The organism is Streptomyces sp. NPDC031265, assembly GCF_055570295.1.
The window spans coordinates 44,480-68,476 of record NZ_JBVIHM010000025.1; the positions used below are offsets into that span (position 1 = coordinate 44,480).

General features: G+C 70.3%; 18 protein-coding genes. 5 read left to right on the top strand and 13 right to left on the bottom strand.

What is annotated here, in order from left to right:
• Window positions 1-117: 117 nt before the first annotated feature.
• The 3 genes from ACZ499_RS30315 to ACZ499_RS30325 all read right to left on the bottom strand — a co-directional run bounded on the left by ACZ499_RS30315 (window position 118) and on the right by ACZ499_RS30325 (window position 3,858).
• Entirely contained in the window at window positions 118-660 is a 543-nt protein-coding gene (locus ACZ499_RS30315) for an imidazolonepropionase-like domain-containing protein (protein ID WP_468679420.1), read from the bottom strand.
• A gap of 52 nt (window positions 661-712) precedes the next feature.
• Window positions 713-1,912: a cyclic dehypoxanthinyl futalosine synthase gene (gene mqnC / locus ACZ499_RS30320; protein WP_385537985.1), complete on the bottom strand. Its 1,200-nt coding sequence runs from the start codon at window positions 1,910-1,912 to the stop codon at window positions 713-715.
• 185 nt (window positions 1,913-2,097) lie between these two features.
• Window positions 2,098-3,858, bottom strand: coding sequence for a serine/threonine-protein kinase (locus ACZ499_RS30325; protein ID WP_468679421.1), 1,761 nt, complete (start codon window positions 3,856-3,858; stop codon window positions 2,098-2,100).
• Between the two features lie 199 nt (window positions 3,859-4,057).
• Here ACZ499_RS30325 and ACZ499_RS30330 point away from each other — a divergent pair, with 199 nt between their 5' ends.
• A complete protein-coding gene (locus ACZ499_RS30330) occupies window positions 4,058-5,110 on the top strand; it encodes an alpha/beta hydrolase (protein ID WP_468679422.1) in 1,053 nt (350 codons plus the stop codon).
• A 21-nt stretch (window positions 5,111-5,131) separates the two neighbouring features.
• On the opposite strand, the gene ACZ499_RS30335 is transcribed toward ACZ499_RS30330, so the two are convergent.
• On the bottom strand, window positions 5,132-5,980 hold the full coding sequence (locus ACZ499_RS30335) for a menaquinone biosynthetic enzyme MqnA/MqnD family protein (RefSeq protein ID WP_468679423.1): 849 nt from the start codon (window positions 5,978-5,980) through the stop codon (window positions 5,132-5,134).
• A 262-nt stretch (window positions 5,981-6,242) separates the two neighbouring features.
• Here ACZ499_RS30335 and ACZ499_RS30340 point away from each other — a divergent pair, with 262 nt between their 5' ends.
• Entirely contained in the window at window positions 6,243-6,446 is a 204-nt protein-coding gene (locus ACZ499_RS30340; RefSeq protein WP_006347360.1) for a cold-shock protein, read from the top strand.
• Between the two features lie 289 nt (window positions 6,447-6,735).
• Here ACZ499_RS30340 and ACZ499_RS30345 read toward each other — a convergent pair whose 3' ends face one another.
• The gene (locus ACZ499_RS30345) at window positions 6,736-7,329 is read right to left on the bottom strand and encodes an MBL fold metallo-hydrolase (protein ID WP_468412962.1); all 594 of its coding nucleotides are present in this window, start codon (window positions 7,327-7,329) and stop codon (window positions 6,736-6,738) included.
• A 137-nt stretch (window positions 7,330-7,466) separates the two neighbouring features.
• Between ACZ499_RS30345 and ACZ499_RS30350 the strand changes: the two genes are divergently transcribed.
• Entirely contained in the window at window positions 7,467-8,369 is a 903-nt protein-coding gene (locus ACZ499_RS30350; protein WP_468679471.1) for a GlxA family transcriptional regulator, read from the top strand.
• A 67-nt stretch (window positions 8,370-8,436) separates the two neighbouring features.
• Here the strand turns inward: ACZ499_RS30350 and ACZ499_RS30355 are convergent, their stop codons facing one another.
• The 3 genes from ACZ499_RS30355 to ACZ499_RS30365 form a co-directional block, all read right to left on the bottom strand.
• On the bottom strand, window positions 8,437-8,874 hold the full coding sequence (locus tag ACZ499_RS30355) for an RICIN domain-containing protein (RefSeq protein WP_385537970.1): 438 nt from the start codon (window positions 8,872-8,874) through the stop codon (window positions 8,437-8,439).
• Between the two features lie 322 nt (window positions 8,875-9,196).
• Window positions 9,197-9,559 (bottom strand): hypothetical protein, encoded by a 363-nt coding sequence (locus tag ACZ499_RS30360; RefSeq protein ID WP_468412960.1) that lies wholly within the window; start codon window positions 9,557-9,559, stop codon window positions 9,197-9,199.
• Window positions 9,556-16,143 (bottom strand): RHS repeat domain-containing protein, encoded by a 6,588-nt coding sequence (locus tag ACZ499_RS30365; RefSeq protein ID WP_468679424.1) that lies wholly within the window; start codon window positions 16,141-16,143, stop codon window positions 9,556-9,558. Before ACZ499_RS30365 ends, ACZ499_RS30360 begins: the two co-directional genes overlap by 4 nt.
• 285 nt (window positions 16,144-16,428) lie before the next feature.
• Here ACZ499_RS30365 and ACZ499_RS30370 point away from each other — a divergent pair, with 285 nt between their 5' ends.
• On the top strand, window positions 16,429-20,028 hold the full coding sequence (locus tag ACZ499_RS30370) for a ricin-type beta-trefoil lectin domain protein (RefSeq protein ID WP_468679425.1): 3,600 nt from the start codon (window positions 16,429-16,431) through the stop codon (window positions 20,026-20,028).
• A gap of 160 nt (window positions 20,029-20,188) precedes the next feature.
• Here ACZ499_RS30370 and ACZ499_RS30375 read toward each other — a convergent pair whose 3' ends face one another.
• The 4 genes from ACZ499_RS30375 to ACZ499_RS30390 form a co-directional block, all read right to left on the bottom strand.
• Entirely contained in the window at window positions 20,189-20,812 is a 624-nt protein-coding gene (locus ACZ499_RS30375) for a TetR/AcrR family transcriptional regulator (protein WP_468679426.1), read from the bottom strand.
• 112 nt (window positions 20,813-20,924) lie between these two features.
• Window positions 20,925-21,221: a DUF4229 domain-containing protein gene (locus ACZ499_RS30380; RefSeq protein WP_468412952.1), complete on the bottom strand. Its 297-nt coding sequence runs from the start codon at window positions 21,219-21,221 to the stop codon at window positions 20,925-20,927.
• Window positions 21,222-21,326: 105 nt separating this feature from the next.
• Window positions 21,327-22,505, bottom strand: coding sequence for an aminofutalosine synthase MqnE (gene mqnE / locus ACZ499_RS30385; RefSeq protein WP_385537955.1), 1,179 nt, complete (start codon window positions 22,503-22,505; stop codon window positions 21,327-21,329).
• A gap of 54 nt (window positions 22,506-22,559) precedes the next feature.
• Window positions 22,560-23,009, bottom strand: a complete 450-nt coding sequence (locus ACZ499_RS30390; RefSeq protein WP_067160265.1) for an Lrp/AsnC family transcriptional regulator — start codon at window positions 23,007-23,009, stop codon at window positions 22,560-22,562.
• A 144-nt stretch (window positions 23,010-23,153) separates the two neighbouring features.
• Here ACZ499_RS30390 and ACZ499_RS30395 point away from each other — a divergent pair, with 144 nt between their 5' ends.
• Window positions 23,154-23,279, top strand: coding sequence for a hypothetical protein (locus ACZ499_RS30395; protein WP_267890376.1), 126 nt, complete (start codon window positions 23,154-23,156; stop codon window positions 23,277-23,279).
• Here ACZ499_RS30395 and ACZ499_RS30400 read toward each other — a convergent pair.
• Window positions 23,276-23,986 carry a UbiX family flavin prenyltransferase gene (locus ACZ499_RS30400; RefSeq protein ID WP_468679427.1) on the bottom strand — a complete coding sequence of 237 codons (711 nt, stop codon included), beginning with the start codon at window positions 23,984-23,986 and terminating at the stop codon, window positions 23,276-23,278. The genes ACZ499_RS30395 and ACZ499_RS30400 overlap by 4 nt on opposite strands.
• Between the last annotated feature and the right edge of the window lie 11 nt (window positions 23,987-23,997).

The following is a 23,997-nucleotide window of genomic DNA, read 5'->3' on the forward strand; positions in this document are numbered from 1 at the left end:
CAGTTCCCCGCGCCCCTAACCACCTAGGGGCGCGGGGAACTGCGCGACCAGCACCCACCGGTCCGCAGCCGAATGAGAACCCTCGGAGAGTTTCGGGAAGGGGCGGGGTGGGGCAAATCAACGCGCGCGAAACACGAGCCGACCATCCAGCACCGTCGCCACACACACCCCCGCATCGAAGACCGCGAACCGGGCCGGGTCGGACACCCGGAGGCGCGGCAACGAGTCCCCCGCGGACAGGGACGGCGTCCCAGACGGCCGGGAGGCCCGCGGCAGCACCGAAACCCCCGACCGCCGCACCGCCTCCACCACCGGCCGCGACCGAAGCTCCCCCGCCACCGCCACCACCCCATGCGCCAGCATCCGCTGCACCCCCCGCCGAGCACTCGCCCCCCGGCGCGCCTCGTCCACAGGGAACGCCGGGTCCAGGAGCGGCTCGGCCCCGAGCTCGTCGGCCTCGCGCGGGTCCGGGTGGTACGCCTGGTCCAGGAGCTCCGGCCCGTACGGATTGACCAGGCCGGGCAGCAGCACCCCCGGCCACTGGCGCACCCGCGCCCGCGGGTACGCCGCCGCCAGCTCCTCGTACGGCCCGATCGCGGCCACCAGCGCGCCCTCGACCACGACCGCGTCGCCCACGGCGGGGGCGTGAATCGTCAGCACCGGCGTATCAGTCGTGTGAGTCGCGTCAGCCGCGTCGGTCGTGTCAGCCGCGTCAGTTGGACGCGAGCAGCTTCAGCTCGGGGTGGGCCGTACCGCCCTCGATCGCGGTGGACGAGATGTGCGACATGACGCGCTCGTCGACCGGGTCGTTCGCCGGGTCGTCGTGGACGAGCAGGTGCTCGTACGTCGTGGCGCGCTGCGCCGGGACGCGGCCCGCCTTGCGGATCAGGTCGATGATCTCCATGCGGTTGGAGCGGTGCTTGGCGCCCGCCGAGGAGACGACGTTCTCCTCCAGCATGATCGAGCCGAGGTCGTCCGCGCCGTAGTGCAGCGACAACTGGCCCGCCTCCTTGCCGACGGTGAGCCAGGAGCCCTGGATGTGCGCGACGTTGTCGAGGAACAGGCGCGCGACCGCGATCATCCGCAGGTACTCGAAGACGCTCGCCTGCGTCCGGCCCTTCAGATGGTTGTTCTCGGGCTGGTAGGTGTACGGGATGAACGCGCGGAAGCCGCCCGTCCGGTCCTGTACGTCGCGGATCATCCGGAGGTGCTCGATGCGCTCCGCGTTGGTCTCGCCGGTGCCCATGAGCATGGTGGACGTCGACTCGACGCCCAGCCGGTGCGCGGCCTCCATGATCTCCAGCCACCGCTCGCCGCTCTCCTTGAGCGGGGCGATCGCCTTGCGCGGCCGCTCGGGCAGCAGCTCGGCGCCGGCGCCCGCGAAGGAGTCGAGACCGGCGGCGTGGATGCGCTGGATCGCCTCCTCGACGGAGACCCCGGAGATCTTGGCCATGTGCTCGACCTCGGAGGCGCCGAGGGAGTGGATGACCAGCTGCGGGTAGGCCTGCTTGATGGCGCTGAAGTGCTTCTCGTAGTACTCGACGCCGTAGTCCGGGTGGTGGCCGCCCTGGAACATGATCTGGGTGCCGCCCAGCTCGACGGTCTCCGCGCAGCGGCGCAGGATGTCGTCGAGGTCGCGCGTCCAGCCCTTCTTGGTGTCCTTGGGGGCCGCGTAGAAGGCGCAGAACTTGCACGCCGTGACACACACGTTCGTGTAGTTGATGTTGCGCTCGATGATGTACGTGGCGATGTGCTCGGTCCCGGCGTACCGGCGGCGGCGCACCGCGTCGGCGGCGGTGCCCAGCGCGTGCAGCGGCGCCGAGCGGTAGAGGTCGAGCGCCTCTTCGGGGGTGATGCGTCCACCCGCGGCGGCACGGTCGAGGACGGACTGAAGGTCGGCCTTCTCAGTCACCGGGGTGTCCCTTTCGGCAGGGTTGCGGACGGACCGAGCCAGCCTACGCCAGCGGGGTGCCCCGGCTTCGGCCCGGGGGCCGGGCCGGCGGCCGCACGCCGGTCCGGGCCGCACGCGCACCTTTCCCCGCTCCGCCAAACGCTCCGCCGGCGCCCCGCCGGCGCCCCGCCGGCGCCCCGCGTCGGTCAGCCCGTCTCCTTGACCAGCGTCGCGTACGGCTTGCCCGCGCCCGCCTCCCGCGACTCGTACTTGAGCGTGCCGTCCGCGTTGCGGGTGAAGACCAGGACGGCCGTGCCGCTGGTGCACAGGCCCGCCGTACCCTCGTGCGCCGGGTCGGTGCGCTCCTCGACCGTCACGCGCCGCGCCGTGCCGGAGACCAGCTTCGCCACCCCGAAGCACTCCACGGTCGTCCCCAGGACGCTGATCCTGGAGGAGGTGTGGAGGACGTCCTTGCCGGTGCCGCCTGCCGTGAACACCGCCGTCAGATCGCCGTGCGGCTGCCCGGTCGTGGACTCCGTCATCGGGCCCTTCCAGGTCCCCAGGAACGCCTGCGGCACCTCCGACACCGCCGGGCCGCCCGTCGCACCCGTGCCCGGGTCCGCCGAGGCGCTCGGCCTGCTCGGCGGCGACGCCGCCGAGTCGTGCTTCTGGTCGCCGCCGGTGCCCGGCATCAGGTCGAAGAGGAACGCGCCACCGACCGTCGCGGCCGCCACCGCCCCCGCCACAGCCAGCGCGACCGTGCAGCTCACCCGCCGCCCCCGGCCCCGCTCACCCCGCTCGACGGCCGTGCCGACGGAGAGCGAGACACGGGGCTGGGCGGCGGGCGGCCCGGGCGCACGCGGCCCGGGCACGGCATCGGCGACGGACCCGGTACTGCCGCCCGTACCACCGGGCCCATTGCCGTACGCGTACGAGCCGTGCGCCCCGGACCCGTACGAGCCCTCCACAGCCCCCGCGCCCGCCCCGTAAGACGCGTCCGGCGGCCCGAACACCCCCACCGCGGGGCTGGTGAACGCCACCGGGCCCGATGCCTCCGCGTCCGGCGCCTCCGGTTCCAGGTCGAGCAGGCGTACCGCCGACCGGCTGACCTCCTCCACCAGCGCCCCCGGCAGCCAGCCGCCCGCGACCAGGGCGGCCGCACCGTCCGGGGCGAGCCGCCGGGCGAGTTCGGCGGGGGCGGGGCGGGCCGCCGCCGTCTTGGCGAGGCACGCGTCCACCGCCGCCCGCAGCTCCCCGTCGAGCCGCCCGCCCAGCTCGGGCTCCTCGTGCACCACCTTGTAGAGCAGAGCGGCGGAGGAGTCGCCCGGGAACGGGGGCGCGCCCGTCGCCGCGTACGCCAGGACCGCGCCGAGGGAGAAGACGTCGGCGGCGCCGGTGATGCCCTTGCCGAGGATCTGCTCGGGCGACATATAGCCCGGCGAGCCGATCGAGACGCCGGACGCGGTGAGCGAGGCCGTGCCGTCCGTGGCGCGGGCGATGCCGAAGTCGATCAGTCGGGGGCCGTCGAGGGTGAGCAGCACGTTGGAGGGCTTCACATCGCGGTGGACGAGCCCGAGCGCGTGCACCGCCGCCAGCGCCTCCGCGAGCCCGGCGCCGAGGGCATGCACCGCGTGCTCGGGCAGCGGCCCGTGCGCGGTGACGGCCTGGGCCAGCGAGGGGCCCGCCACATAGCCGGTGGCGACCCAGGGCACCGCCGCCTCGGGGTCGGCGTCCAGGACCGGCGCGGTCCAGGCGCCGCCGACCCGGCGGGCCGCCTCCACCTCGTGGCGGAACCGGGCGCGGAACTGTTCGTCGAGGGCGAAGTGCGGGTGGACCACCTTCACGGCGACCGTGCGGCCCCCGGAGCTGCGGCCCAGATAGACCCGGCCCATGCCGCCCGCGCCGAGTCTGCCGAGCAGCCGGTAGGCGCCGATGGTGCGCGGTTCGCCGGCTTCGAGCGGCTGCATCGCGATCTGCCTTCCCCCATGCCGTCACGTACGGTCGACAGCAGGGTAGAGCGTGACGTGCGCCGGATCACTCGGCCGGGCCGGATCCGGGACGTACGACAGCGAACCGAATCGAACGACCGGTCGTCTCTCTCGGCGGAGTTCGCACGGGAAACCTCACAGTTGGCCGTTAAACGCCCCAGACATCTCGGAGCACCGCATGAATCGCCGTACCACCGCACTGATAGCCGCCGCCGTCCTCGGCTCGGTCGTGCTGGTCTCCGGCTGCTCCGACGAGGGCGAGCCGGTGAGCTTCGACGACCCGGGCGCCTCGTCGACGCCCGCGCCCAGGGGCAGCGGCGCCGCCGACCCCGGGCAGGACAAGGCGCGGGACGAGAAGACCTCCGAGGTCGTGTCCAAGACCCTGCTGCCGACCGGCCCGAAGGCGCAGTTCACCACGCAGAACACGCTGGAGGACGGCACCAAGATCGGCGTGACCACACTGCACGGCAAGAAGTCGGGCTTCACGGGCAAGGTGTGGGTCTGGGCGCCGAAGCAGTACTTCGACCCCAAGTACGCCAAGAGCGGTTTCCCGGTGCTCATAGCCCTGCCGGGCGGCAACGGCTACCCCAAGAACTACTGGATGGGCACCGACCTCAAGCTGCAGAGCAGCATCACCGAGTGGTCCAAGGCGGGCAAGGGCGTTCCGTTCGTCGTGGTGATGCCGGTCCTCAACCCGGACGCGAAGTACTACTACGACGGCAGTGACATACCGGGCCACCCCAAGATGGGCACCTGGATGACCGAGGACGTGCCGGACTTCGTGAAGGCGAACTTCCGCACCTTCAAGTCCCGCGACGGCTGGGCGTTCATGGGCTCCTCCTCCGGCGGGTTCGTCGGCCTGAAGTCGGTACTCAAGCGCCCCGACCAGTTCAAGGCCGTGATCGCCTCGGGCCCCGACACCGTGCCGGACTCCCCGCTGTGGGCCGGCCACGAGGCCGAGAAGCAGGCGAACAACCCGGAGAAGCTCGCCCAGGACCTGATAGACAAGAACGGCCCCGAGGTCGACCTCGCCTTCCAGATAGGCACCAAGGAGGGCGGCATGGCGAACCTGAACGGCTTCATCGCCAAGTACGGCAAGGGCCCGGTGAAGACCCATCTCCAGGTGATCCAGGGCGGCAAGCACAACGCCCACACCTACATCAAGGGGATGGGCGACGGGACCATGCAGTGGATCAGCAGCCGGCTCCAGGCCCCGATCCCGTCGTCCTGACGCCCGCCCGGGCGGGCGTCGCTAGCGGGTGAGCAGCTCCACCGCGACATCCGCCGGGAATCCGGTGGTCGGCCCGGTCCTGCGGGCGAACTCCCGTACGCCCTGCAGCTGCTCGGCCCCGAAGCGGAAGTCCAGCGTCGTGAAGTAGCGCTCCAGGAGCTCCGCGTCGAAGACCTCCCAGCGGGCGGCCTGCTCGGCGACCTTGGCGACCTCCTCCAGGGAGAGGTCGCGGGAGGCGAGGAACGCCTCGTGGACCTCGCGTACGACCTCGGGCTCGCGGGCCAGGTAGTCCCTGCGGGTCGCCCACACGGCGAAGACGAACGGCAGGCCCGTCCACTCCTTCCACATGGACCCCAGGTCGTGGACCTGGAGGCCCAGGCGCGGGGCGTCGTGCAGCGAGGCGCGCAGCGCGGCGTCCCCGATCAGCACCGCCGCGTCCGCCTCCTGCATCATCAGGCCGAGGTCGGGCGGGCACGTGTAGTAGTCGGGCTCGACCCCGAACCGCTCGGAGAGCAGCAGCTGCGCCAGGCGTACGGAGGTGCGCGAGGTGGAGCCGAGCGCCACCCGGGCGCCGTCGAGCCGCTCCAGCGGCAGCTGCGAGACGATCACGCAGGACATGACCGGCCCGTCGCAGCCGACCGCGAGGTCGGGGAAGGCCACCAGTTCGTCGGCGTTGCGCAGGAACTCCACGAGGGTGACCGGAGCGATGTCCAGATCGCCCCGGACGAGCTGTTCGCTCAGCTTCTCGGGGCTGTCCTTGGTGAGCTCCAGATCCAGCAGAGTGCCGGTGCGGGCGAGCCCCCAGTAGAGCGGCAGACAGTTGAGGAACTGGATGTGCCCGACCCGTGGCCGGGTGGTTGTTTGGTCCACATCGCGAGACTAGACCTGTCCGGTTTGTCCAGCTACGGCGGGTAGGTTCGTCAGCGCGCCGAGGGCCCGTCAAACGTCCGGGTGACGTGATCTTTTTCCCTCTACCGCAGCCCCGATACTGCGTGCTACGCTCCTCGCAAGTTGCAGTTTGGTTTCCCTTGCAGTACAGAGCCTGCGGAGCATGTAACCCGCAGGCTTTTGTAGTTTTCAGACTTCTTAGCAGGTTCTGGAGCAGGGCAACCCTTTGGCCCAAGGAGGGCTTATGGCTACCGGAACCGTCAAGTGGTTCAACGCTGAAAAGGGCTTCGGCTTCATCGCCCAGGACGGCGGCGGCCCGGATGTCTTCGTCCACTACTCCGCGATCAACGCGGCCGGGTTCCGCTCCCTGGAGGAGAACCAGGTCGTGAACTTCGACGTCACGCAGGGTCCGAAGGGCCCGCAGGCGGAGAACGTCACCCCGGCCTAGTTGCCCGGGTCGGCGCGATCGCTGACTAGCAGTACCCAAGGAGCCCTGTTCCGTACGGCGACGTACGGAACAGGGCTCCTGCCTTTCTCCGGCCTCAGGCTTGGGCCTTCGGGGCGATCTCATACAGTCGTTCTATTTCTTGCGCGTACCGTTCGGTCACCGCCCTGCGGCGGACCTTCTGGGTGGGTGTGAGCACCCCGCTCCCGACCGTGAAGTCCTCGTCCAGGGCGCCCAGGTCGCCGGTGTGCGGCCAGCCGTCCCCGTCCAGCGCCGCCGCGGCTGCCGCCGCTCAGCGCGGCACGGTCGCGTCGGGCACGAAGGGGCCGCCGTGGCCCGGCACGATCAGGTCCGCGGCGGCCAGCACCCGCAGCCGGGAGGCGCGCAGCACCTCGCGGTCCGGGGCCACCGGGTCGTCCGCCGGGCCCTCCGCGTGCCACCACAGGTCGCCGGCGAACGCCACCACGCCCGAGTCCGTGCCCACGAGCAGCGTGATGTCCTCGGGGCTGTGTCCCGGGGTGCGGATCAGCCGTAGCGACGGGGTGAGTTCATAGCCCTCCGCGTCCCGGTTCCGCCACTGGTCGCCCTGGTACTCCACCTTGTGGTCGTGCACCCGGGCCCGGCCGAACAGGCCCACGTTCATGGTGTTGTCCGGGTGGTGGTGGCTGAGCACCACGTCGGTGATGTCGTCGGGGCCGAGCCCCATTTCGGCGAGCGGGCCGAGGATGTCGTCGCGGCTCGCCACCATGCCCGGGTCGAAGACCACGTGCCGGTCGCCGTCCCTCACGTACGAGACGGTGGCGGCGACCCCGGGGCCGGTGGAGCCGACGTAGCCGGTGGTCAGGACGGTGTATACGGCGCTGCGGCCGAGCGGTGCGTCTGTCATGGCCTTGATCCTTCCGGGCGGGGCGGCCGCCCACGAGTGGCACGGCTGCCGGTGATCGCAGGATTCGTGCCACCTGCCAGACTGCTCCCGTGCCGCCCTTCACCACCGTCGCCGCGTACGTCCCGCCAGGAGTCGGCATGCTCGCCGTGGGCATCGTGAGCGAGGTGTTCGGCCCGCACGGGGAGGCGCTGCCCGGCTTCGACTTCGCCCTGTGCGCCGACCGGCCCGGGCCGGTCCCCACCGACCTCGGCGTCCCGCTCGCCATCGCGCACGGCCTGGACCGGCTCGCCGCCGCGGATCTGGTGATCGCCCTTCCGGGGGCTGAGTTCCGTACGTCGCCCGCCCCCGCCGTACTCGACGCGCTCTCGGCCGCACACGAGCGCGGCGCCCTCGTCGCGGCCCACTGCGTCGGCACCTTCGCGCTCGCCGCCGCCGGGCTGCTCGACGGACGGCGGGCCACCACCCACTGGCGGTTCGCCGAACTCCTGGCCCGCCGCCACCCGGACGTCACCGTCGAGCCCGACGCCCTCTACATCGACGAGGGACGGGTGATCACGGGCGCGGGAGCCGCCGCGGGCTTCGACCTCTGCCTGCACCTGCTGCGGCGGGAGTACGGAGCCGCGATGGCCAACGCCGTCGCCCGGGACATGGTGCTGCCCTCCCACCGCGAGGGCGGGCAGGCCCAGTACCTGGCCGCCCCCGTCCCCGAGGACTGCCAGGACGAGCGGCTCTCCGAGGTCCTCGGCTGGGCCCGCGCACACCTCCACGAACCGCTTCCCGTCGCGGAACTGGCCCGGCGCGCCCTGATGAGCAAACGGTCCTTCGCCCGCCGCTTCACCGCCGCGACCGGCACCACCCCGCACGCCTGGCTGCGGGGCCTGCGCCTCAGCAGCGCCGAGGAGCTCCTGGAGACCACGGAGCTGCCGGTCGAGGAGATCGCCCGCCGGGTCGGCTACGGGAGCGCCGCCGTGCTGCGCGAGCAGTTCGTACGGCGCCGGGGAGTACCGCCCCGCTCCTACCGCCGCTCGTTCACGCGGTAAAACAAAAAAAGCGGCAGCGCCGACTTTGTCAGCCGGCGCAGCCGCCTTTCCATTCGAGCCGTCAGGATCAGACGTTCTCGAAGCGCCACTTCTGGTTTTCGCGGCCTTCCCACGGCTCCATGATGAGCTGGGTCTTCTCCTTCTCGTCAGGCAGTGTTGCCACGGCGTCCATGTACGGGAAGTGAATCCGGAACAGGTTGTCGCCGACCGGCTCGATCGACCACTGCTGGCCGTACGGCTGGGTGGCGATCAGCGGCGGGTAGATCCGGATGATGCTCTGCGCGAAGAAGATCTGGGCACCACCGGAGGTGAGCTTGCTCTTGAGCTGGTAGAGGTTGCCGGGGAACAGCTCAACCTCCCACTGCTGGTTCTCGCCCTTGTGGTAGCTGTAGCCGATGATCGGCGTGTTGGGCTCGGTGCGGTTGTCGCGCACGTCCATCACGCGGTCCTGGTACGCGGCGTTCTTGATCGCATACGTGCCGTGGGTGAGGAACTCGGCTGCCATGAATCCTCCTGGGTGAACAAGGGGACGGCTTTGATCGAGCGAGGCCCAACCTAGGTGGCATCCGTCCGTCCCGTAACGGGGACTTCACGTCGTACCGCGCAATTCAGGATGGCCGGGGTGGCGTGCCGTTCACCCCCGCATTTCCGGCCCTGCTGGCCGGATATTCTTTCTCGTTTTCGGAAAACGCGAGCTCGTCGCCGTCAAGGGCCATAAGCGGAACTACTGGCGCCCTGGAGCCTCTTCGGCCGCAGGCGGCCTTCCGAAACGAAGAGGGGCCCGGCCGCCTTTTCGGCACCGGGCCCCTCACTCACTCGGCCACCTGCTACACCGCCAGCAGCTCCGGCTTCGGCATGACCGCCGTCGCGAAGACCACCTGCGTGAGGAGCATGATGCCGAACAGCGCTCCGCCGCCGCCCAGTGCCAGTGGCAGCACCGGCATGAGCAGCAGGAACACCGCCGCCGTGCGGAAGCCCCCTGGTGTTCCGTACCTCTTGAGCACGCCCAGCAGGAGCAGCAGGAACATCGAGACCGCCGCCACGAACAGCATCAGGTTCACGCCGTCCGCCAGCTGCTCCCCGAAGGACAGCGCCCCGCGGGGCGTGAGCGCCATGGCCAGGAACCAGCCGGCCGCGCAGAGCGGCACATAGCGAGCCGCGCATCTCGGGAACCAGGGTGCGTGGGTCACTTCGGCGGGTCCTTCAGGCATTGGGCGGAGTTCCAGTACCGCATGTCCTTGTTGCCGTACCAGGGCATCGAGTCCAGACCGGAGACGTTGTCCATCCGGTCGTGCGCGACGACCACCGGCGGCTGCGAGCGACGGTACTGGACGACCTCCATGTCCGGGTAATGGTCTCCCTTCCTGGTCACGGTCACCGAGCCCTTGTTGGCCGCGATCGTCACATGTGTGTCGACCGAGAACAGGGGCATCAAGCTGTTCACCCCCGCTATGCCCAGGTCCAGCTTGGACGAGTTCGAGTGGAACTGCCCGAGGAAGCTGTAGTTCACGATGTTGCGGCCGGTGACGCTCTCCGAGGGGTAGTCGTTGAGCGACAGCGGGTCCGCCGGGATCATCCTCGACGGCGACTCGATGTCGTAGCCAGGGCCGCTGCCGCCGCCCTGGCTCAGCAGGTACGACGAGATGTGCTTGGTCGACGGCTTGGTGTGGGACGGCGAGACCTTGAAGGTCACATCGCCCGTGGCCGTGTTCCAGAACAGGACCATGCGGTACGCGGCGTCCGGATCGGTCGAGTACTCGCGGTTGTCGCCCAGGAGCTGGTAGCCCAGGCCCGGGATCTTCATCGCGTCCTTCGTGTGGATGAAGAACTTCATCATGATGATGCCCCGGTCGGGCCCCTTGCCCACGTTGAAGTGGCCGAACTGGGTTCCCTTCTCGCCGTGCGACCACATGGCCCGCATGGCGCGCAGGTAGGGCGAGTAGTGGCGGGCGACCTTGTGCACCACGCGGCGGACGATCCGCTTGATCCGGTGGAACACCTTCTTCACCGCGTGCTTGATCTTCTTGAAAATGTGGCCGATGTGGAACGCGCCGCTCGGGTCGCTGTCGGTGACCGGCGAGTTGTTGGCGTACGCGTAGCCGTTGATCTGCTGCGGGTCGGAGAGGTCCATGACCGGGTCCACCGAGGCGAACCGGCCGTTGGCCGCGTCGTACTCACGGGCGCCCATGTGCGTGAGGCCGGTGGACTTGTCGGTGGTGCCGCCCACGAAGCCCCGGTCGCCCGGCCAGCCCGTCTGCGGCTGGGTGCCGCGCGGGGTGCCGAACGGGCCGGAGGCGCGCCGGGTGACCGACAGGGTCACCGAGTCGACCGCCACCTCGTCGGTGCCCTGGTGGTCACCGAGCAGATAGGTGACCGAGCCGTCCGAGCCGCGCGCGACGGTGGCGTTGCCCGCCGTGTAGTAGCGGACGCCGGTCACCGAGTTGCTCGCCTTGGTCAGCGTCAGCTCCTCGGCGCCCAGGTACAGGGTCACCGCGCCCGGGTCCCGGCGCAGCAGCCGGGAGCCGTCCGCGTCGTAGAGGAACGAGGAGGTCTGGCCGCTGACCGTCGAGGTGGCGAGGTTGCCCTCGGCGTCCCAGGTCAGCTTCTGGTCACCGGCGGACGTCACCCGGCGGGTGGTGTTGCCGGAGGCGTCGTACTCGAACGAGTCGGTGCGCGCCCCGGGCCCGGTGGTGTCGACCTTGTCCATGCCGTGCGGCCGGGTCTCGCCCGGCTGCGGGTAGGAGTAGCCGCGCCGGACGTCCTTGGCGGTGTCGCCGCTCACGTCGTGCTGGATCTCGGAGGCCCGGTTGCCGACCGTGTCGTAGGTGTACGAGGACCAGTACGGGTCGACGCCGCCCACCTTCGGACGGACGTCCGTGGACGGCTTCAGCGCGCAGTCGTCGGTGCCCGTCCACGCGTGCGAGAGCCGCGCCGCGAAGTCGTAGGTGAAGCACTGCGTGTCGGTGACCGACTTGTCGTCGCGGTCGTTGCGGATGCGGGTGATGTTGCCCGCCGGGTCGTAGCTGTAGACCTTGTTGTCGATGGTCTGCGGGCCCTGCGACTCGCGGTCGTTGACCACGCTGCTCAGCCTGTGGGTGTCCTCCTCGTAGGTGAACGTCTGGACCGTGCGGGCGCCGACCGCGCCGAGCACGGTCTGCAGGATGTCGCCGGACGGCGAGTACTGGTTGCCCAGCGAGTACACGTCCGTGCCGTTGCCGACCGTGGTCGCCAGGCCGTAGTCCGAGTAACCCTGGCGGACCGTCTCCGCCGGGAGCCCACCGCCGGCCGGGAAGGCCGTGGTGTTGGCGAGGCCCGTGTTCGGCGTGTAGGTGGAGCCGAACTCGTAGGTGCCCTGGAGCTTGCCCTCGGCCGCCGGGACCGTGATCACCGAACCGGTGGCCCGGCCCGCCGCGTCATAGCCCTTCACTGCCGTGGTGTACGCGTTCCCGTTGTCCCAGCGGATCGACGAACTCAGCATCTTCTTGCCGCCGGCCAGCGTGTCGTACGTCCACTCGGCGAGCTTGGGGCCGGTGTCGCTGTCCTTGCGCAGGCTGGTGGGGCGGCCGATCTCGTCGTAGGTGTACGCCAGGACCGTGCCCCGGGCGTCCTTCGTCGTCGCCGTCCTGCCGTCGGGCGTGTACGTCGTGGAGACCGCGCCCTTGTCCGGGTCGGACGAGGTGATCTGGCGGCCCCGCAGGTCGAAGGTGGACGACCAGGTGTTGCCCGCCGCGTCGACCAGCTTGGTGAGCCGGTCGGCGGTGTCGTAGGTGTACTTCAGCGCCTCGTACTTGTCGGCGCTCGCGCCGATGACCGGGTTGCCGTCCTTGTACTGGCGCAGCTCGACCGGCTTGTCGTGGGCGTTGTTGACCACCAGCGTGGCGGTGGCCCCGCCAGGCGGGACGGTCGCCGTCCAGTTGCCGCCGTACGTGGTGGTCGTGCGCCACCGCTCGGTGCCCTTGGTGAGCGCGATGGACGCGGTGGCCCGGCCCATGCCGTCGAACTCGGTCACGGTCTGCGCCGGGACCTGGCTGTCGGCCACCGCGAAGAGGCCCGCCGCGACCGGCTGGTCGTTGTAGTACTCGGCGTTGTCCTTGTAGGTGCGGCCCTGGCTGTCGTAGAAGCTGTCCGTGATCAGCCGGCCCGTGCCGCCGTACGCCTCGGTCTGGATCTGCCGCTTGCGCAGCAGACCGTCGTAGAGGGTCACCGCCTTGCGGTACTTGCCGCTCTCCAGAAGGGTGTTGGAGGTGACGGCCGTGGGGGCGTCGCCCCGCACCTGGTAGGAGAAGGTGACATCGGCCGAGGCGGGCTTGGTCCGGCCCGGCTTCCAGGCGGCGGTGAGCTGCCCGAGCGCGTCGTACTCCTGGCTGGTGACCCGGCCGTTGGCGTCGGTCGCCTTCAGCGTGAGCCCGCGCAGACCGTCGAGGTCGACGCTGGTCGTGAAGCCCTTGTTGTCCGTGGTCTTCACCGTCGTCGGCTGGGCACCGGTCGTCGGTGTGTACGCGGTGAGGGTCTTCGCCCCGGCCGCGTCGACGGTCTGCGTCATCCGCCCGTACGCGTCGTAGAGCGCGGTGGAGGTGGTGACGTACACCGGCAGGCCTGCGCTGTAGTGGTCCAGCTCCTCGATCTTGGAGGGCAGCGCCTTGCCCGCGACGGGCGCGGCGCCGTACGCGCTGGTGTCGTACGTCGTGCGGCTCTCGGCCGTGATGGTGCCCGCCGAGGGGGCCGTGCCGCAGGCGGTGGAGGTCTTCTGCTCGGAGGCGATGTAGGAGACCAGGTAGTTGGTGGTGTCCGGCGCCACATAGGTGGTGCGGGTGCACTGCTCGTCACCGGAGACCGCGATGTCGCCCTCGTCGGTGAAGGTGAGGGTCTGGCCGTACGCGTCGAAGGTGGCGGACGAGCGCGTGGTGCGCCAGCTGCCGTCGTCCAGCAGGGTCCGCTCGGTGCTGGTGTCGGTGTCCGTCTGGTAGGCGTGCGCATCGGTGGTGCCCGGCCGGGTCTGGGTCGCGGTCAGCTTCGACCACGGCTTCTCCACCGACGACTCGACGATCTTGCCGCCGTCCCTGTCGTAGCTGACGCTCTCCAGCTCCTTGCCGCTGTACTGCTCGGCGTCGGTGTACAGGGCGCCGAAGGAGTCGGCCACCTGGGCGCCGTCGACGCCCCGCAGGTACGTGGTCTCCTCCAGCGTCCTGTTCGACGTGCCGGTACGGGTGCGGACCTTGCCGTAACCCCGGTAGTCGCTGTACGTGCGGTGCTTGTCGAGGGTGAACTCGCTGGTGTCCTTGGCCCAGGCGATGCCGCCCAGGTACTCGTACTCGGTCACCTCCGAGTCGGTGCCCGCGACCTTGTCGTCCTCGGTCACCTTGGTCACCACGTACTTGTGGAACCAGTCCTTGACCGGCTCGCTGCCGCCCTCGGGGGTCCACCAGTTCGGGTAGCAGCGCTTGTCGTTGGTGGCCTCGGCGGGCGGGGCGGCGTAGGTGCACTCGGTGGGCGAGTACTCGACCAGGGTGTCGCCGCCGTACTCCGAACTCACGCGTGTGATGCGGTACTTGTTCAGCGGCGGGCGCCCCTCGGAGGCGTCCACGCGGTTGGGCATCAGCGTGCCGCCGAACGTCACCGCCGGGTTCGACAGGGCGGTGCCGCCCGCCTTGCCGGTGCGGACGATCGAGTCGAGCCACAGCCCGTTGCCGCCGGTGTCACCGGTACCGGGGAAGCTCTGGCCGAAGGTCCAGGTGTCGAGGTCGGAGTAGCCCGTGCCCTTGAGCACCTGGGTGGAGACCGAGGTCAGCCGCTTCTTGGACCAGAACGACGGCGAGCCGTTGAGACAGTCCGCGCCGACCGTACAGACCTCGTCGACCGGTGTGTCCGGCCAGTTGGAGGCGTGCGCCTTGTCGAAGGCGCAGTCGGCGGCCGTGCCCAGGCAGCGGTCGGCCATGGTGAAGTTCACCTTGGCGGCGGGCTGGGCCGCGTAGACCTGCCCGGCGCGGTGGCCGTACTCGATGTGGTCGAGGTAGCCGCCGCGCGTGTAGCTCGCGTCCGCCTTGGGCTTGGTGGTCGTCGAGCCGCCGGAGTTCTTGGCGTACGCGTTCTTCTCCTGGGTGTAGAAGAGCGCCATCGCGTTGCCCTGCGGGTCGACCACGTAGTCCAGGTTCCAGCGCCAGGCCTGGTTGCGGACGGAGTCCGTGAATGCGGTGGCGTGGCCGGGCTCGCCCGTGTGGTTGCCGTAGACCGGGACGCTGTAGGCGGAGCCGGTCTCGGTCTTGCCGGTGGCCCAGCCGGGGAGGCGGTTCTTGCCGAACCAGTACTGGGTGCCGTCGAGCGTGGTCACCTTCCAGTACTCGTTGTCGTCGTCGCCGTTGCTGGTGTCGGTGGCGGTGCCCTTGATCCGCTCGATACGGGAGCCGTCGTCGTCGGCAGGGCGCCAGACGTCGCCGGTGCCGGTCTTGACCAGCGGGGTCGAGGAGCCGTTCAGGGACATCATGGCGTTGTCCGAACGCCAGCACAGGTCACCGGACTTGGACGGGGCGTTGGTGCCCGTGCCGTTGTCGTCCTTGCAGCCCATGTACTGCCGCTCGATGAACCCCATCTCCATCGACCAGCCTTCGCCGAGCGCGGAAGGCTGGTTGTTGGAGGAGGCAGTACGGCCGTCGATGGAGGACGAGGAGTACCCGAGGGCGAGCTTGGGGGTCAGATCCCCCGGCACGGGCGGCATCTGCAGCGGGTACTCCCACGAGAACCCGCCCTCATTGCCCCCGGAGGCCCAACTCCCGGACGGCGAGAGGGAAGTCGCCTTGAAGTCCCCGTTGGCTCCGTCGGGGGTGGCGGTGGCGGCGAGGACGGTGAAGGCGGGGGCGGCGGCGCCGGCCGCGCTCTTCGTCCCCGCGTCGGCTGTGGTTCGTTCCGCTGGGGCTGGGAGTGCCCCCTGCTCCTCGGGAGCTTGGGGGAGGGTGGGCACGCGGACCTCATTGCGTGCAGCCGCTCCGCTGCCGGCCGCCCCACTCGCGCCCGCTGCCGTGTCCGGCCCGAGGCCCACTTCGGCGGTCAGGACGCCCGCCTTCGAGTCGTTCTGCGAAGCCAGCGGCGTCACCGTACGGCACTCCGCCCGATCCGGCGTCGTCAGCGCACAGGACGGCAGCTGCACCAGCCGCAGCCGGCTCGCCCAGTCCGCCCCGTACGCCCCGCGGAACGCGTTGTAGTCGAGCTGGACGGACGCGCGGCCCGGCGCGGCCCCCTGGTCGTCGCGGGCGACCCCGAGGACGACGCCGTCCAGGCCCAGGCGGTCGGCCGCCTTGCGGTCCGCCATCCGCACGCGGACCTTGGCGGGCGCACCCGCCGCACCGACGGCGCCCTGCCCCTTGGGGGACTTGGCGGCCTTCGGCGCGATCGGGGCGACCCCGACCGGGCTCCCCGGCGCGGCCGCGTGACGCGATCCGGCCACGCTCCGCCCCGCCGCGCTCTTTGCCATCGCATCGGGCGCGACCCGGCTCAGGTCGACCTCGCTGTCCCCGGCCTTCGGCCAGGTCACCTTGGGGGCCCGCCAGGGCCGCCGGGCGGTCTCGCTCTTGGCGGTGGAACCGCCCTTGCCCAGCTCGGAGCCGGGCACCGAGGCCGTCTTCTGCACCGAGCGCAGCGAGAAGTCGACCTTCCCGGCGGCCGCCGCGACGCTCGGCAGCAGCGTGACCAGCACCGCGCTCGCCGTGAGCGCGCCGAGCGCCGCTGTGGCGCGGCGGCGTCTGGCTCCGCCCGAGTCCTCGTCGTATCTGAATGTCCCCACCCTTGAACGAGTCACGTAGAACTCTCCAACTCTCCGTATTCATCTCAAAAGGCGCCCCGAGGGAGGGGCGCCTGGGGGAACTTAACACCAAGGAATTTACCGGCGGAAGAACAATTCGCCGTGCGAACACCGCAGTTGGGAGGGGATGTAACGAGAGGAGAACAATCGCCGAAGCATACGCACCCAAAGGCGCAGCCAAGGGTGCGAACAGGCTAGTTCGGACGTTATTCCGGCGTTACGCTCCCGCTCTGCAAGCAGCATTAACTGATATGAGGGTGGGGACTGGTGAGGGGACATCACATACGCCGGGGCAGACGGCTGCCGGCCGCGCTGATGGCAGCCGCGCTCGGCGCGGGCGGTCTGGTTCAACTGGCCTCGGCGCAGGCAGCATTTGCGGGCGAGACCGCCAACAGCGGTACGCAGAACCGGACAAGTACGCATGGAATCAAGAATTCTGTGGCCGGAATTAGCAATTCCGGAAGCGAGACTTCCGGAACTGGGAATTCCGATACGGGCGAAGCGCAGGCGCTCGCGCAGGCGAAGAAGTCCGGCCGCCAGGTCGAGATCCTGGACCGCCGCGACGAGATGACGCAGGTGCTGGCCAACCCGGACGGGTCGCTCACCATGCGCCAGTACGTACGCCCCGCCTTCGCCCGGGTCGGCGGAGCCTGGCGCACGGCCGACGCCACGCTGGAGCAGGGCGCCGACAGCCGCCTCGCCCCGGCCGCCGCCATCTTCGGCATCTCCTTCTCCGGCGGCGGCACCGGCCCGCTCGCCACGATGACGAAGAACGGCAGGACCCTCTCGGTCTCCTGGCCGGACGCGCTGCCGCAGCCCCGCGTCGAGGGTGACACGGCCCTCTACCCCGAGGTGCTGCCCGGCGTCGACCTCACCCTGCGGGCCGACGTCGACGGCTTCGCCCAGCACCTGGTCGTCAAGACCCGTGAGGCCGCGGCCGACCCGCGCCTGGCCGAGCTCTCGCTGGCGCTGCACACGGCGGGCGCCAGTCTGAAGGCCGACGCCAAGGGCAATCTGACGGCCACCGACACCCGTTCCGGCGCGAGCCTGTTCACCGCCCCCGCGCCCACCATGTGGGACTCCTCGCACCTGCCGAAGCAGGCGGCGGCCCAGCTGGTGCGCGGCGCCCGGCCGACCGCCGAGACCGCGCCGCCCAAGCTCGTCGCGATGGGCACGAAGGTCACCGCCGAACGGCTGCGGATCACCCCGGACGCGGCGATGCTGAAGGACCCCAGGACCGTCTTCCCCGTCGTCATCGACCCGATCTTCTCCGGCGGCGGCCGCAACAACTGGGCCATGGCCTACAAGCAGTCGGGCAACTCCTCGATCGCCAACACCGCGTACTGGAACGGCGGCACGTTCAGCGACAAGCTCGCCCGGGTCGGCCACGAGTCGTCGACCAGCGGCACCGCCCGCTCGTACTTCCAGCTGAACACCAAGGGCCTGGCCGGGTCGAAGATCATCTCGGCCAAGTTCAACGTCTTCAACAGCTACTCGTGGTCGTGCACCAAGACCCCGGTGGAGCTCGGCCTCACCGGCCCCATCTCCTCCTCCACCACCTGGAACAACCAGCCCGCCTGGAAGCAGACCCTCCAGGAGAAGACGTTCGCCCACGGCTGGTCCTCGACCCAGTGCGCCGCCGCCGGCGAGGACTTCGACGCCGCCACGATCAAGACCGCGGTGCAGGCGGTCGCGGACGCCGGCGACAACGACATGACGCTTGGGCTGCGCTCGCGCCAGGACTTCGAGGGCAACGAGCAGAGCTGGAAGAAGTTCCAGAACGACCCGAGCCTGGAGATCACGTACAACTCCGCGCCGAAGGTGGACTCCTCGGCCGCCTACCAGGGCTCCTGGGCGCCCGGCGCGAGCGGGCTCGTGCAGGTCGCCTGCGCCACCGACCCGGCCGCGTTCCCGGTCGTCGGCAACACCGGCCTCACCCTCACCGCGAAGATCTCCGACCCGGAGGGCGGCCAGATCACCGGCGCCTTCCAGCTGAAGGACCACGACACGGGCGCGGTGGTCGCATCGCCCACCTCGACGGTGACCGCGGGCGGCACCGCCCAGGCTCGGATCGACGGCTCACTGCTCACCACCGGCAAGCGCTACACCTGGTCCGTCCAGTCCCGTGACGGCCTGGACACCTCGGCGTGGACCACGAGCTGCGGCTTCGGCGTGGACGAGACCGCGCCCGCCAAGCCCACCGTCACCGCCACCGACGGCCACGCCCTGGACGTGGCCGAGGTGCCCGCGCGCACCGACCGTACGGTCAGGTTCGCCTCCACCGACGCCGGCGGCGTCGACGGCTTCTGCTACGCGCTCAACCAGCCGCTGTCCGTCTCGAACCTCAAGTGCCCCAGCGGTACGTATGTGAAGGCGGGCGCCGACGGCACCGCCACGGTGACCGTGAAGCCGAGCCTGTGGCCCAACAACAAGCTGCATGTGGAGGCGTACGACAAGGCGGGCAACACCTCGGCGTACGACGGCGGTTCGGCCCCGACCGACTCCACCCTGATCGTCACCGACCAGCCCGCGTTCGTGCACGACGCGGCCGGACGGGTCCACGGCGACCTGGCGGGCGACCTCGACGGCGACGGACAGACGGACCTGCTGGCCACCGCCTCCGACGGCACCCTGCGGCTGCTCGGCGGCAAGGGCGACGGCACCCTGAAGACAGCGCGCACCATCGCCTCGGGCGGCTGGAACGGCGCACGCCTCGCCCACCGGGGCGACGTCATCGCCGCCACCGACGGGCAGACGATGGACGGGTACGAGGACTTCTTCGCCAAGATCGGCAACAAGCTGTACCTGTACCCCGGCGACGGCAACGGGGTACCGGTCACCGGCCTGCGCAAGGAGCTGCTGCGCCCCACCGGCAAGGACAACGGCCCGCTGACCGGCCCCGGCGGACTCTGCCTCGACGTGAAGTCGGCGAGCACCGCCAACGGCACCCCGCTCCAGATCTACACCTGCAACGCCACGGCCGCGCAGGACTTCCAGCTCACCGGCGGCGCCCTGAAGGTGCTCGGCAAGTGCGCGGCGGCCGCGGGCACCGACCTCGCCTCGCCCGTCCAGCTGGCAGACTGCGACGGCAGCCCCGCCCAGCAGTGGCTCGACCGCGGCGACGGCTCCCTGCTCAACCAGGGCTCCGGCCGCTGCCTGGATGTGGCGGGCGGCGCGGCGGTGAAGGGCACGGCCGCGCAGATCCTCGCGTGCGACGGCGACGCGACCCAGGACTGGACGGTCCCGGGCACCTGGGCGGGCACCGGCCAGATCCTCGCCCCGGGCGACGCCGACGGCATGCCCGGCGCCGACCTCGTCGTCCAGGAGGGCGAGGGGATGTGGCTGTACTCCGGCACGGCCGAGGGCCCGCTCGCGGCCGAGCCCGGCTCGTACAAGCTGCTCCCCGCCAAGCAGTTCGGCTTCACCTCCTGGGACCGCTTCGACTTCACCGCCCCCGGTGACGTCAACGGCGACGGCGTCCCCGACCTGCTCGGCCGCAACATCACGACGGACACGGCACACGCCGACTACGGCAAGCTCTACCTGTACCCGGGCACCCGCGCCACGGACACCTCGGGCAACACGACGTACGGCATCGGCGCCCGGACCGTCTACGGCCCGAGCGCCTGGCAGTCGACGAACATCCCGTTCTTCGCGAGCGCGGGCAACGCGCAGGGAACGGTCGTCGACACCGGCACGTACCTGAAGTTCGTCCCGACGACGGGCCAGGAGGCACCGGACTTCTGGGCGGTCTTCAAGGCGGCACCGGGCGGCCTGCGCTTCTACCCGGGCACGGCGACCGCGCACGGCACGTCGTCGATCGTGGGGGACGCGGCGCTGGTGCAGGATCTGGTGGGGCTGTTCTAGACCCGTTCGTACGGAACTGTGCCCGCTTCCCGGTCCGCCCGGGTGCGGGCACAGGCGTATGCAGGGGAGCCCGGGGACGGGTAGGCCGCGTGCCCGCCCTCCCCCGAGCTCTTGAGGAACAGGGGGGACCCCCAGCCCCTGGCGGCACGCACGCCCACAGCTAGGTAGACGCAGACGGCGACCAGCGGTCGCCCCGCATGAGGTTTCCGAGGCCCGCCCAGGCGAAGTTCATCAGCGTCCCCGCCGCCTCCTTCGCCGAGACCCCCTCCGTCTCGTTGGCCCAGCCCGCCAGCGACTCCGCCGCGCCCACCAGGGCCTGGGCGAGGCCTGCCACATCCCGGGTCGCCAGCTCCCCGACGCCGTGGGCCTCTCGGGCCGCCGCGGCTATCAGGGTGGTCACGAACGTGACGATCTCCTCGCGCGCCACCGCGACCTGGGCGGCGAACGGCTCGCCGTGGGTGCGTGCCTGGTGGTGGAGTACCGCCCAGCCGTCGGGGTGTTCGGCGGTGTGGACGAAGAAGGCCCGCAGCCCGGACCACAGCTGGGCGTCGGCGGGCAGTGTCGGCTCGACCCCGGCCCGTACGGCCTCCACGAGCGCGCGGGCCTCCCGCCGGATCACGGCGGTGAAGAGGTCTTCCTTCGAGTTCAGATAGAGGTAGACGAGCGGCTTGGAGACTCCGGCCAGCTCGGCTATCCCGTCCATGGAGGCGGCCCGGTACCCGAGCCGGGCGAAGGTGCGTACGGCCGCGTCCAGCATCTGCTGTTCGCGCACGGCCCGCGGCATCCGCCGGGGCTTCCCCGAAGCCGGACCCGACCCCGAATCCCCACCCGCATCCATCAGTCCGCATCCTCCCGGGCCGCTGTCATGCTCCCGGGCAAGGGTACGTGCGGGGCGGTTACTGGACCGCGCCGTCCTCCTGGCTGCGGTTCGCCTCCAGGCGGGCCTTCGCCGACTCGACCTTGGTGACGATCTGCGCGGACATCTCGTCGCGCTGCTTGCGCAACAGGACGAAGCTGAGCGGCGCGGAGAGGACCAGGGCGAGCAGGACGACCCAGATCACGTTGGCGTCCCCGAGACCGGCGGGCATGGCCCCGAAGTGGACCAGGGCGGCGACGAACACCAGGCAGCCGACGAAGACGGCGACGCGCATCGCGGTGTACCGGACGGTTGCGCTCGGCTTGGCGATGTTCACGGCTGACCTTCTCTCTCGTACGGCGATCCTGCCCGACCAGTGAAGCACGCCCGTTATTCGATCAATTCAGGGGGATCGGCAACGTCGGCCCCACAGAGGCGTCCCTCAGAGCCGCATCGCCTGGGGCGACTCGCGCAGCGCGGGGTCCGGGCCGTCGTACTCGCGGATGATCTCGTACCGGGTGTTGCGCTCCACCGGGCGGAACCCGGCCTCGCGGATCAGGTCGAGGAGGTCGTCCCGGGTCAGCTTGTTGGGCGTCCCGTAGTTGTCCGCGTCGTGCGTGATCTTGTACTCGACGACCGAACCGTCCATGTCGTCGGCGCCGTGCTGGAGCGCGAGCTGGGTGGTCTGGAGGCCGTGCATCACCCAGAAGCACTTCACGTGCGGCACGTTGTCGAAGAGGAGGCGGGAGACCGCGAAGGTCTTCAGGGCCTCCGCGCCGGTCGCCATCGTGGTGCGCGCCTGGAGGCGGTTGCGGACCTTGCCGTCCTTCATGTCCACGAAGTCGTGCTGGTAGCGCAGCGGGATGAAGACCTGGAAGCCGTTCGTCTCGTCCTGGAGCTCGCGCAGGCGCAGCACGTGGTCGACGCGGTGGCGGGGCTCCTCGATGTGCCCGTACAGCATCGTCGAGGGGGTCTTGAGGCCCTTCTCGTGGGCGAGGCGGTGGATCCGCGACCAGTCCTCCCAGTGGGTGGCGTGGTCGACGATGTGCTGACGGACCTCCCAGTCGAAGATCTCCGCGCCGCCGCCGGTCAGCGACTCCAGACCGGCGTCGATGAGCTCGTCGAGGATCTCGGAGGCGGTCAGCCCCGAGATGGTCTCGAAGTGGTGGATCTCCGTCGCCGTGAACGCCTTCAGGCCGACGTTCGGCAGGGCCTCCTTGAGGGCCTTGAGCGAACGCGGGTAGTAGCGCCAGGGCAGCGTCGGGTGGAGCCCGTTGACGATGTGCAGCTCGGTGAGGTTCTCGTTCTCCATCGCCTTGGCGAGGCGGACGGCCTCCTCGATGCGCATCGTGTACGCGTCCTTCTCGCCCGGCTTGCGCTGGAACGAGCAGTACGCGCACGACGCGGTGCACACGTTCGTCATGTTGAGGTGCCGGTTGACGTTGAAGTGGACGACGTCACCGTTCTTGCGGGTGCGCACCTCGTGCGCGAGGCCGCCGAGCCAGGCCAGGTCGTCCGACTCGTAGAGCGCGATGCCGTCCTCGCGGGACAGCCGCTCACCGGCCCGGACCTTAGCCTCCAGCTCGCGCTTGAAGCCCACATCGGTGATGGATGCGGTCATGCGGCGGCCTCCCAATAATCTCCGTACACAGCCTCCACCACGTTACGCCCCTGATTACTCGGGCAATTCGCCGACCCGGTTCTCCCACTTGGTGGAGAGCACGATCGTCGTCCGGGTGCGCGAGACGCCCTTGGTGGAGCCGAGGCGGCGGATGGTCTTCTCCAGGCCGTCGACGTCCGAGGCGCGGATCTTGAGCATGTACGAGTCGTCGCCCGCGATGAACCAGCAGTCCTCGATCTCCTCCAGGTCGCGCAGCCGTCGGGCGACGTCCTCGTGGTCGGCGGCGTCGGAGAGCGAGATGCCGATGAGGGCGGTCACGCCGAGGCCGAGCGAGGCGGCGTTGACGGTGGCGCGGTAGCCGGTGATCACCCCGGCCGCCTCAAGACGGTTGATGCGGTCGGTGACGCTGGGCCCGGAGAGACCGACGAGCCGGCCGAGCTCGGCGTACGAGGCCCTGCCGTTCTCCCGCAGAGCCTGGATGAGCTGCCTGTCCACGGCGTCCATATGCCTGAAGCCTTCCATTGTTCAGCAATACCGCGAGTTTAGGTGTAGAATCCAAGGTACACAGGGTCGACGCCCTGTGAATCATTCAGCTGCTTGCATCATTTTCCAGCAGATCAAAGACGATCTTTCAGGAGTGTTGACACCGTGTACACGATCGAGATGGCCTACGCCCGTATGCGCGAGCTTCAGGACCTGGCCAACCGCTCGCGTGCCCACCAGCCCACCGCGACGAAGCGCCGCGCTCTGAAGCGCGCCGCCAAGAAGCGCTAACCGGAAGGGCGGGAGCCTCCTCCCAGCTCTCCCTCCCAACGGCGGTACAAGCTGTGCGGCACACCCGCCGCGTCCAGCACCCGCCCCGCGACGAAGTCCACCAGATCCTGGATGTGTGTCGCCCCCGCGTAGAACGCCGGAGAGGCGGGCAGCACCACGGCGCCCGCCTCGTCCAGCGTCACCAGGTGCTTGAGCGTCTGCCCGTTCAGCGGCGTCTCCCGCACCGCGACCACCAGCCGGCGCCGCTCCTTGAGCGTCACGCTCGCGGCCCGCTGCAACAGGTCCTTCGAAAGCCCCAGCGCCACCCCGGCCACACAGGCCGTGCTGGCGGGCACGATCAGCATCCCCTTCACCGGATACGACCCGGACGACGGCCCGGCGCCGAGATCCCCGGCGCTCCAGTGCCGTACGCCGTCGAGGCGGACGTCGTCCACCTCGAAGGTCCCGGGCTTCCCGTCCGCCCCCCGCGCCAGCCACTTGGCGAGATCCTCGCGCCAGTGCGCGTCACGGAAGGCGATCCCCGTCTCGTCGAGCAGCGTCAGCCGCGAGGCCCGCGAGACCACCAGGTCCACGCTCTCGCCCGCGTCCAGCAACCCCCGCAGCACGGCCGCCGCGTACGGCGTCCCGGACGCGCCGGAGACCCCGACGACCCAGGGCGTGCGCGGCTGCCCCGCCTCTCGCTGACTGTGTACGTTCACCTGCTCCACGTGTCCGAGCC